Source organism: Salegentibacter salegens (assembly GCF_900142975.1).
Lineage (GTDB): Bacteria > Bacteroidota > Bacteroidia > Flavobacteriales > Flavobacteriaceae > Salegentibacter > Salegentibacter salegens.
This window is the reverse complement of the sequence record NZ_LT670848.1, coordinates 1,821,528-1,831,418: the sequence shown is the minus strand read 5'-3', so window position 1 is coordinate 1,831,418 and position 9,891 is coordinate 1,821,528. Positions and strand designations below refer to the sequence as shown.

Sequence of the window (9,891 nt, the reverse complement as noted above, 5' to 3'; positions counted from 1 at the left end):
GAAAGGTTTAATTGTAAGAAAAAACCTTCCTATTTCATAATAAACTTTTTATTCCTGTTTCCTTTGACAGTAATTAGTTTTACAATATAAACACTGGCGCCTACAGGATTTATTGTTAGAATGTTCTGTTTTTGCGGTGGGATATCGGTATGTGTCTGTACAAGTTTTCCGCCTAAATCAAATACAAGAACCTCAAATATCTCAATAAGTTCGGGATTATCAATTCTAAGTTCCTGGGTTTCGTCATTATATTTAAAATCTATAGTTGAACTTAAATCTGGTTTTTCCGGGATCTCTGGAATTTCATTAATATTATCAAAAATTAACTGAAACCTATTGTGAATTTTACCCGGCTGGGAGATTGCGTCATAGGGACGTTCCTTTAAATCGTGAATAGTATCTAGTAATTTATCATTCAGATAAACCGGAATTTCTTCTGGGAAATTTTCAAGACTATCTATATGAATTTTAAAATATCCTTCCCCGGCTATTTTTATGCCAATGGGTAAAACCTGGTCTGTTGCAAAATTGGGAATTCCCTGGATCACCACTTTTGAGGAGTCTATAAGCCAGTACATATCTTCGTGGTTGTTTTCTATTAACGGCGCATCATAACCAAGATCAAAACCATTACTGGTATTAACATCACTGGTAACTAAAATTTGACGATGATAACCTTTTGGTGAATGAAATTTAAGCCTAATTTTAGCTCTTTCATCTCTGTCCTGAGTTTTAATTTTTTCTCCTTTGGTAAGCGGTTTAAGAAAAATTGAACTGCCTGAAATTTCCTTAACACCCTGGCGCTGGGAGTTTTTAAATATAACATCTCCTCCTGCGATTGTTATATTCCCTAAATTTTGTTCATCTAAACGCGTATTTAAGAAGAAACCCTGTCCCACAGGAATAAATTGTTGTGGAGTTTTTGTACCCTTGGCATCATTAGCATTTATACGATAATCATTTGAAATTGCCTGCACGCCGCCGGCCAGCGAATATGCTGCATAACCACCTACATATTCCCGGAGTACATGTGTGTTCTCGGCTCCAAAATGATCCCAAAAATAAACCACCCCATTAAAAATATTATGTGAATTTCTTCCGCCACTAACATCTTTTAGATTATCCAGTATAAATTCATGCGTATTTAGAGCCGATGGATATGGGTTTCCTACCAGGTAATTCATATTCTGGCCAATGCTTAGTGTAATATTACCATTATGAGGTTTACCTGTGAAAACATAATTCTGTTCATCGAGTATAGAAGCCGTACCCGAACTTCCTTTCATCGTGAAGCCTTCCCCAGTGTTAAGCGTGCCGTTTGCACCAATATGCTGCCAGTCTCCGTATTGATTGGCTCTTCCGTTAAAAGCGTGTAGCCAGTAGGCACTAATTATAATTGGAGAAGTTCGGGCCTGGTCGGCTGCGGGATGTCCTCCTCTAAAATCTATGTTGACAGGATTTTGAGTATTTGTTCCGTCTCGTAAAATGGTAGAAATGGTGTAGGGAGCGTTGTTACCACTGCCTTGCAAACTAACCGGCGAGCTCCAGTAGTTATAGTTGAAACTGTTGCGGGTTCCCTGTTGATCGCGTTCTAAAAAACCACTGCTGGTTTCTTCCAGGATGCTGCCCTCATCCTGTAAGAGCTGGGATTCTCCTATTAAATCTATTATTCCATTCAGTTGTAAATAATGGGTAACCCGTAGAAATTTCCCATTATTATATTCATCCATCGCATCGCCGGGGTCGACAACTTCTAATTCTTTTTCTTCTGATAACAAGCCTAAAACCGTAATATCTTTATTTCCTGAAGCGATATTGTGATTGGTTCTCACAATATTCCAATCAATTGGTGCTCCTGAAATTCCGGTGCTGTTTGGTGCATCCCATACTTCAAAATTCGTCCATGTATCATCGGTAGCCCAGGTTTGCCCGTCTATTCTGGAAGTATAGGGGAGAGGCGCTGTATTTTCCTGAAGTGTTTCCATGTTTTTGAGTCTGCCGGGAACGGCATTTTGTGCCAAATCGGGAGTGGTTCCACCGGCGACTAAGTCTGGTTCTGCAAGAAGTTGATAGTAGCCTTCCAGATTCTCAAAACTTAGTCCGCCAGGCACATTCACGGGAATTTCTACACCCATTTGTGTACCGTTGTTGTAAAGACGCTGGTTCATCATAAACCTTATTTGGTCTACAGTAATTGGAGTATTCCAAATTCTAACTTCTTCTATCCATCCGCTAAAATAATTTTCAGCGCTGGAGGTGGTATTGTTCCAGCTGGCACCTATAAGGGTTCTTTCTCCGCCATTTCCCAGGTTGAAACTACCGCTTTCAATTCCGTCTACGTAAAGGGTGTTGTTTGAAACAGCAATATGATACCAACGGGAATTTGCATTAATTCCTGCAGATAAGTTTTCTAAATTAATTTCAAAGTTAGGCCCGCTAATAATAGTTCCTGTTGAAGCTTCAGGCCGAATCCAGGCCTCTAAACTGTAATTTCCTGTATAGAATTCTCCTAAATCTACGTAATCATCTATGCCATCAAAATCAAGGGCAATACAGTCTTCAAAAACAACATCAGCCGGTTCATAAATTGGTAGACAAGCTTCGTTTTCAATTAGAATCCCGTTTTCATCTGTTTCGGTAGGTTCTAAAACCCAGGTAAGCTTGTGGGTTTCAGGGCTCTCCACTGTGGAGGTGAAAATTACATTAGGATTGTTTATTGGATTGCTTTCATCTTCTGAATCAATATTTGAAAATTCGTAGGGTTCAGGGCCTTCCACTACCCATTTGCCAATATAACCATCCTGAGTAGGATAGGAGGTGATTTCCCCTTGAGCTTCACTAATTACAGTTGCGGTTAATTGTGCAGAGTAATTTCCACAGCTTCCGGTTTCAGCTTGTACGTTAGAAGTATATTGGTCATAAACAAAAACCCTGATTTCTTCGTTGTTAGTGGCTGTGGGACAAGAACCGCCTGTATATTCTAGAGTAGTGGTAATTACAGAAACATTCCAGCCAATTTCAGTAGGTGTCCATGGTTCTAAATTATTGGTTCCTATCACCACGGGAGTTTCAGGATCAGTAGTATCTTCCCACACGATCCCAACGTTTTGTGGTCCGTCTGGTAAAATAATATTATCTACAGCCCAAATATCCCCCTGTCTTGCTCCAACGAAACTAAACATTATCCTTAGGTTGTTTTGTCCGATATAATTTCCCACATCAATTTCAATTTTATTCTCAGGTCTGGAAGTAGGCGTTCCAGAAGCAAAATCATTATAATTTCCACTTGAAGGATCACCATTATTACTATATAATGAGGTATAAGTATTACCGCCATTGGTTGAAATTAAAACTTCAATAGAAGCTCCCTCAGTAAGGTTGTAAGCCTGATCAAAAGTTAAAATGCCTGAGTCCATTCCGTCTAAAGCAAAAACGTTGGTCTCCATAGTGGATGTGTTATTCCCAGAGACCAGAGAGAAACCTTTGTTTCCATCATCTAAACCGTGATCAAATCTTTGCATGGAGGTATTGTAGGGAGAAGAGAGATTTGCGGTAATAAATTCACGAGGTGTCAACCTTTTCCAAATATTTGGGTTGGTGTTATTGGCGCTGGTTTCAAAATTTACCAGGTTTCCATCAGAATCCTTTATTCTCCAGCCGCCGTTCTGGTCTATAGAAGCATTATCAAAATTACCACTATCATTCACTCCATCACCAGACTCATAACCCGTTTCTGCACTTAGAGTAACTTCGGTTCCCAAACAAATTAAATCTTCACTGACAGTTACTGGAGCGGGTTCAATATTAGATGAAATCACACTTAAAATGGCAGTTTTGCTTAGCACAGGGATAGTACAGGCTCCGTTTATTACTTCTGCCTGAAAAATAAGTGTTTCATTGCCTAATAAATTTGTTATTACCGAAGAAGGAAGTGTGGTCCCGGTTTCTCCTGGAATGGTTTGGAAAGTACCCTGAGTTGCAGTTCTGTATTTCCAGGCAACTATCTGGCCGGTGTGACCGGAAAGAACCAGGTCTTCTAAAAATTCCGGATCTTCACAAGTAGTATATAAACGCTCGTATCCTTCGAAATTTAATTCTCCACTAATAGGAGATTCATCTACCTGTATATAAACTATTTCTGAAATGGCTTCCTCACAAACTCCATTGTGTACTGCAGCCCTGAAGCCGGTGGTTTTGATAAGGTTTTGATAAATGTAGCTTGTAGAAATTTCCGCTTCTTCTAAAGCTAGAATTTCCCAGGTTTCACCATTATTCTTAGTAAATTCCCAACGAATTACCTCGCCATTAATGCCTGAAACCGAAATTTCTCCAGAATTATTTCCAATACAAACATTGGTGGCTTCAGATATTGTTCCGGCATCGCTGGGTTGATTTACTTCAATGGTAGTTTCAGCGGTGTTAGAACATTCTCCTGTTCCAGTACCAACCACCTTGTAAGTAGTAGTTATTTCAGGGTTCACATCAAGAGAAGCGGTAGTGCCAATTTCTTCCTGGGCTTCATTATACCATACATAGGTATCAGCTCCCTCGGCAGTTAATGTTACCAAGGTTGCCGCACATACCAGGGTTTCTGAAGGACTTATACTAACTTCCGGTAACTCATGAATTATCACTTCAATAGCAACTTTATCGCTTTCGCAATCATTTAGGCTTTGTGAAACGTAATATTGATACGTTCCCACACTTTCAGTATTGGGCAGTGGTGCTTCAGAAAGCACATTTTCATTGACATCATACCAGTTTAAGTTTGCCGCTCCAGTTACAACAGCTTCAAGGGGATTGGCTGTCTCGCCTTTACAATATTCTATAAGAATAGTAGTTTCAGGAGTTGCGGGTTTTTCTTTAATATTTACACTTACTGCTACACGTTCACTCTCGCAAACATCTGGCATTTGACTAACCCAATAAATGGTTTCACCGGGTTCGTTGGTATTCGGTACGGGAGTTTCAGAAAAAGCGTCATCGCCAGTTTCAGTTGAGTACCAGGTAAGATTTTCACCCGATACTACGGTTAAAGCCGGAACTTCTTCAAACTGGCAATATTCAAAATTTTCTATTGTAGGTGGTTCCGGAACTTCATTTAAACGTAATTGAAAAGGATTAGTTACTGCTGTAGAACAAGTAAACTCGGAAGGTCCCTGGATTTCCACATAATAATCCCCATTATAATCGGTTGTAACATTTATTATTTCTAAAGTTCCTTCATACCTGCCATTTTCATCGGCTGGTTGCGTAGTAATTGTAATATTTTCATCGGAATTATCTACTTGATTTCCATCTTTGAACCATGTGAAATTCAGTGCGGCACCGTTAGCGTGGGCTATAAATTTAAAGGAAACTTCTGAAAAACCATCCCCACAAATTGGTACTTCCGTCACTGGTTCTTCTATTATAATATCTTCATCTACGTTTAGGGTAACGGAATCTGAAATAACCGGTGTGCAACTTGCCGGACCGCTAACTTCAACATAATAATCACCGGCGTTTTGCGAGGTGGTATTGTTAAAAGATAAAGTGGCTTCGGTAGCTCCTGAAACTGCTTCGCCATCCTGAAACCACTGATATTGGAGTTCATCTCCTGCAGCAACTACTGCAAGTTCACTGGGTTGGGTAGAACAGATGCCTACGTTAAATGGTTGCGAAGTAATCGCAGGGGCTTCATAAATTGTGATAGTAGTTGTAATTTCTGAAGCGGCACAAGCATCTATATCAGGCAGCGTATATATTACGGTATGTTGGCCGGGTTCACTTGATGCAGGATTAATATTCCCAACACTATCTATTACTAACCCAGTACTTGCCGAAAAAGTTCCGGTTTGATAGGCTTCAGGTGTATCTTCAAAATTAACAGGAAAGTTTTCATTGCTTGAAGTACAAAATGGAGCATTATAAGAAATGTTTGCATATGGAATTTCGGTGATGCTAACATTTGTTGTTAGCAGTACTTCTTCACAACCCCCTGCGGCTGGCGTCGTATAAGTAATCGTATAATCTCCGGGATCGCTAGAGCCGGGAAGAATTTCTCCGGAATTTTCATCAATTGAAAGTCCTGCGGGAGAAGCTGAGAAACTTCCACCTTCTATGGTTCCGCTTATTTCCGAAAAACTTACCGGTTGAGGTGTATTTTCTGAAGCACAAAAAGGCCCGGCATAATTTAAAGTTGCTGCAGGGAATTCAGTAATTACAATATCAGTTTCTGTAGCAACCAGCTCGCATCCTGCTGAGCCTTCTAATGTATAGGTTACTGTATAAGTTGCTTGCTCACTGTTAGCCGGATTTATTGCCCCGGTTTCAGAATTAATCGCCAAACCTGGAGCCGCAGAAAAAGCACCTCCCATTATTTCTCCACCTCCGATTATTCCGGGAGTAAAAGTTGCAGAATTACCCTTACAGAATTCAAGGAAATCATAAGAAATTTCAGGAGTAGGAATTTCGGTAATCACTACCTCACTTGTAAATTCATATTCATTACAACCATCGGCAGCATGCGTGGTATAGATTACCGTGTAAGTTCCTGGGGTGCTTTCACCTGGGTTTATTGTTCCCGTGTTAGCATCAATAGATAAGCCAGCTTCAGCGGTAAATAATCCATTTTCGTAATTGCCGCTGCCCGATAAAGTTACAGCGGTGGCAACATCACCAGCCGAACACAAAGGTGTTTCGTAACTAAAATCTACTTGAGGAATTTCACTAATGCTTATTGGAGTGGTTACTTCTACCGGTTCACAGCCTAAACTTGCCGGAATGATGTAGGTAACGGTGTAATCTCCCGGTTCACTAGCGGAAGGACTTATTGCCCCGGTTTCAGAATCAATCTCGAGTCCGGTTTCGGCGCTAAATGTTCCGTTTTCGTATGCTCCTATAGGATTTGTAAAAACCACTTCTTTAGTTACGGTATCATCTTCACAAAAAATAGCATTTTCATATAGTAATTCTACCGTTGGAACCGGATTTACGGTTATTTCAAGACTTTCAGAAAGTGTTTGGTCGCAGGTTGGTACTTCCAGGTAAGAAGCATTTACTAATTTATAAGTGGTAGATTCTGAAAGATTTCCAGAATTAAACACAGCCTCCCCATTTTCATTTAAATCTATGGTTTTAGAAGTTCCATTTTCAGTATAGGTGATACGAGTATTGGGAGTTCCCGAAAGTGAGATTTCTGTAGCTGAATTCTCGCAAATATCGTGATTCTCTGTTAGGAAGCTGGCCGTAGGGTTTGGTGCAAAGTAGAGAGTAACTTCAGCATAACCATCTCCACAAGCATCGGGATCGTTCTTATTGGTTTCTGGTTCTGGCACATTCACTGTGATAGTTACTTCCTGACCAAAATCGGCTGAAGTTGGTATATATTGGATAGTAAATTTATTAGGGTAATTATTTGTAATAGGTGGAATATCTGTAAAGCTTCCCCCTCCATTATGTGAAAATGCAGGTTTAAATTTTTTGAAACCTCCAAATTCAATAATTACCTTAATTGGCACTGCCGTTGTTGTAGAGCACAAGTTTTGATTCTCGCCAAGATCGGTAATTACAAAATCTGAAACGGTAATTTCAGCATATTGACTTTCAGAACTTTCACCACAGATATTGCCAGCGACTACTTTTACAATCTCATTGGTATAAGGAGCGCTATTGGTGACGTTAACTAAAATATTACTGGTATTCTCTCCGCTTGCAATCTCCCAGCCAGAAGGTAATACCCAGCGGTAATAATCCACTTCAGGATCATTGGGAACGCTAAATGAAATATTATTCCGCGGTGGGCAAATAGCGTCTATTCCAAGATCTGTAACTATGCTTCCAGGTTGGTTTGGTACTCCAACTATAGATACCACGGGAAGACTAACCGTCTCGCTCTCACCACACTCATTTTTAGCTAAAACCTCAATATTCCCGGAAGAGGAGGAAGCACTAACCATAATGCTGTTGGTGTTTTGTCCAGAAGTAATTACCCAGCCGGATGGTAATGACCATTCATAAGAATCAGCGTGACTAATAGTGGGAATACTATATTCCAGTTGGGTTGCATCTGCACAAACTTCAACTTCCCCGGTTATTTGGATATTCTCAATTAGTGGGGCAGGTGGATCAATATTTACCTCCAGGGTTTGCAAATTACCGGTACCGCAGTTATTAGTTGCTGAAACACTAACTTCTCCACTCTCTCCATACTGCCCACTGGTAACTTGGATTTGTCGGGTATCCTGACCTGAAACTATAGTCCAGCCCTGGGGAAGGTCCCACGTGTACGACTCAGCTTCATTCATTTCAGGAATTGAAAAACTTAAAGAACTTTCAGGACAAATCACTTCGAAACCTTCTGCAATCTCCATGTTTATTTCCCCGGGTAGGGGAGGAGTTCCATAGTCTACATTTACTGCTAGACTATTTGCTTCGCTTTCACCACAGGAATTTACAGCTGTAACGCTAATGGTTCCGTTTTGATCATAATTCCCGGTGGTTACGCTAATTTGATTTGAACTTGCATCGCCATTTATAGTCCAACCTGCTGGTACTGTCCAATTATAACTCTCAGCATCTATAACTGAAGATATGGAATAGGTTTCTTCAATGCCTGGACAAACCTCTGTTCCTCCTGAAATGGCTCCCGGGTTATTTGGGGTGCCTGGTTGCACTGTAATATTTAATGTGCGTACAACACTATCCCCGCAAGAATTTATTGCAATTACTTCTATAGTTGCATTACCTGGATTACCGGTGCTAAGGTCTATGGTATTGGTCGTGCTGCTTCCGCTCCAATCGCTGGGTAAAACCCATTGATATGATTCTGCATCTTGAACTTCATTTACTGAATAACTTTGGGTAGTACCGGGACATACTTCCGTATTTCCGGTGATAGTTCCTGGCTGGCCAGGAACACCCGGTTCAACGTTTACAGAAAGTGTCTGCTCACTTTCCCCGCAATCATTCAAAGCTCTTACGCGAATTTCTCCTCCCTGGCTGCCGGGAGTTACATCAATACTGGTTCCGGTACTGCTACCTGACCAACCTGTGGGAAGTTCCCATATGTAGGAATTAGCAAAATTTACTGCTGAAATACTATACGTGGTACTAACACCCGGACAAATACTTGCTTCTCCCTGGATATTACCAATGTTTGCCGGCGGCCCGTCTTTTTCGCTAACGCTAATAACATTACTGGAAAAATCTTCCGTACAGGGTAAACTTGAGCTCACTAAAAGTTGTACGTTATCTCCTTCAGCTAAATTCGCGGAAAAAACACTTCCAGATCCCTGGTTTTGTCCATTAACCTGCCATTGATAAACTGGATTGGTTCCGGTATTTGAGGAAGATTTTATACTAAAACTCATTTCATCCCCAGGACAAATTTCCGCAGGACTGGCTTGAATAACAAGGCTTCCTACTCTTACAGTGTTCACCGTCATCTGAATATAATCACTGGTAAGATTGCAATTTTCATCATCACTACTTGTAACAATAACCCTTACACGATCATTATTTTCAAGGTTTGTAGTTGTGAATTGCGGGGTGTTAGTTCCTGCGGCAACGCCATTAATTTGCCATAGATAGTTAAGACCACTGCCGGTATCTACAGCAGCGCTGAAAGTAACTTCTTCTCCTGTACAAATTTCCCTGCCTGGGTTGGAACTTATACTTAATGAGGTGGGACAAGCCTGCCCGTACACCCCAAATGGAACTATTATGATTAAAAATATTAGGAGTAGTATTTTTCCCATAGTTGTAATGGATTAGCCGGTTAAAAAAATACGTAGGGGGTAAAGGGTTAAATGGCTTGAGAGTATAAGTCTCTGGGGAGAAGTCTATTAACGATTAAAAATACTACTTATAGGAATCGTTCTTCGGGATTTTCGTTGAAGTGAGATTTTA

The 9,891-nt window shown here is 40.5% G+C and carries 1 protein-coding gene; it reads right to left on the bottom strand.

Going from position 1 to position 9,891, the window contains the following annotated elements; genetic code table 11:
• Positions 1-29: 29 nt before the first annotated feature.
• The gene (locus B5488_RS08245) at positions 30-9,740 is read right to left on the bottom strand and encodes a LamG-like jellyroll fold domain-containing protein (protein ID WP_079734839.1); all 9,711 of its coding nucleotides are present in this window, start codon (positions 9,738-9,740) and stop codon (positions 30-32) included.
• Positions 9,741-9,891 lie beyond the last annotated feature (151 nt).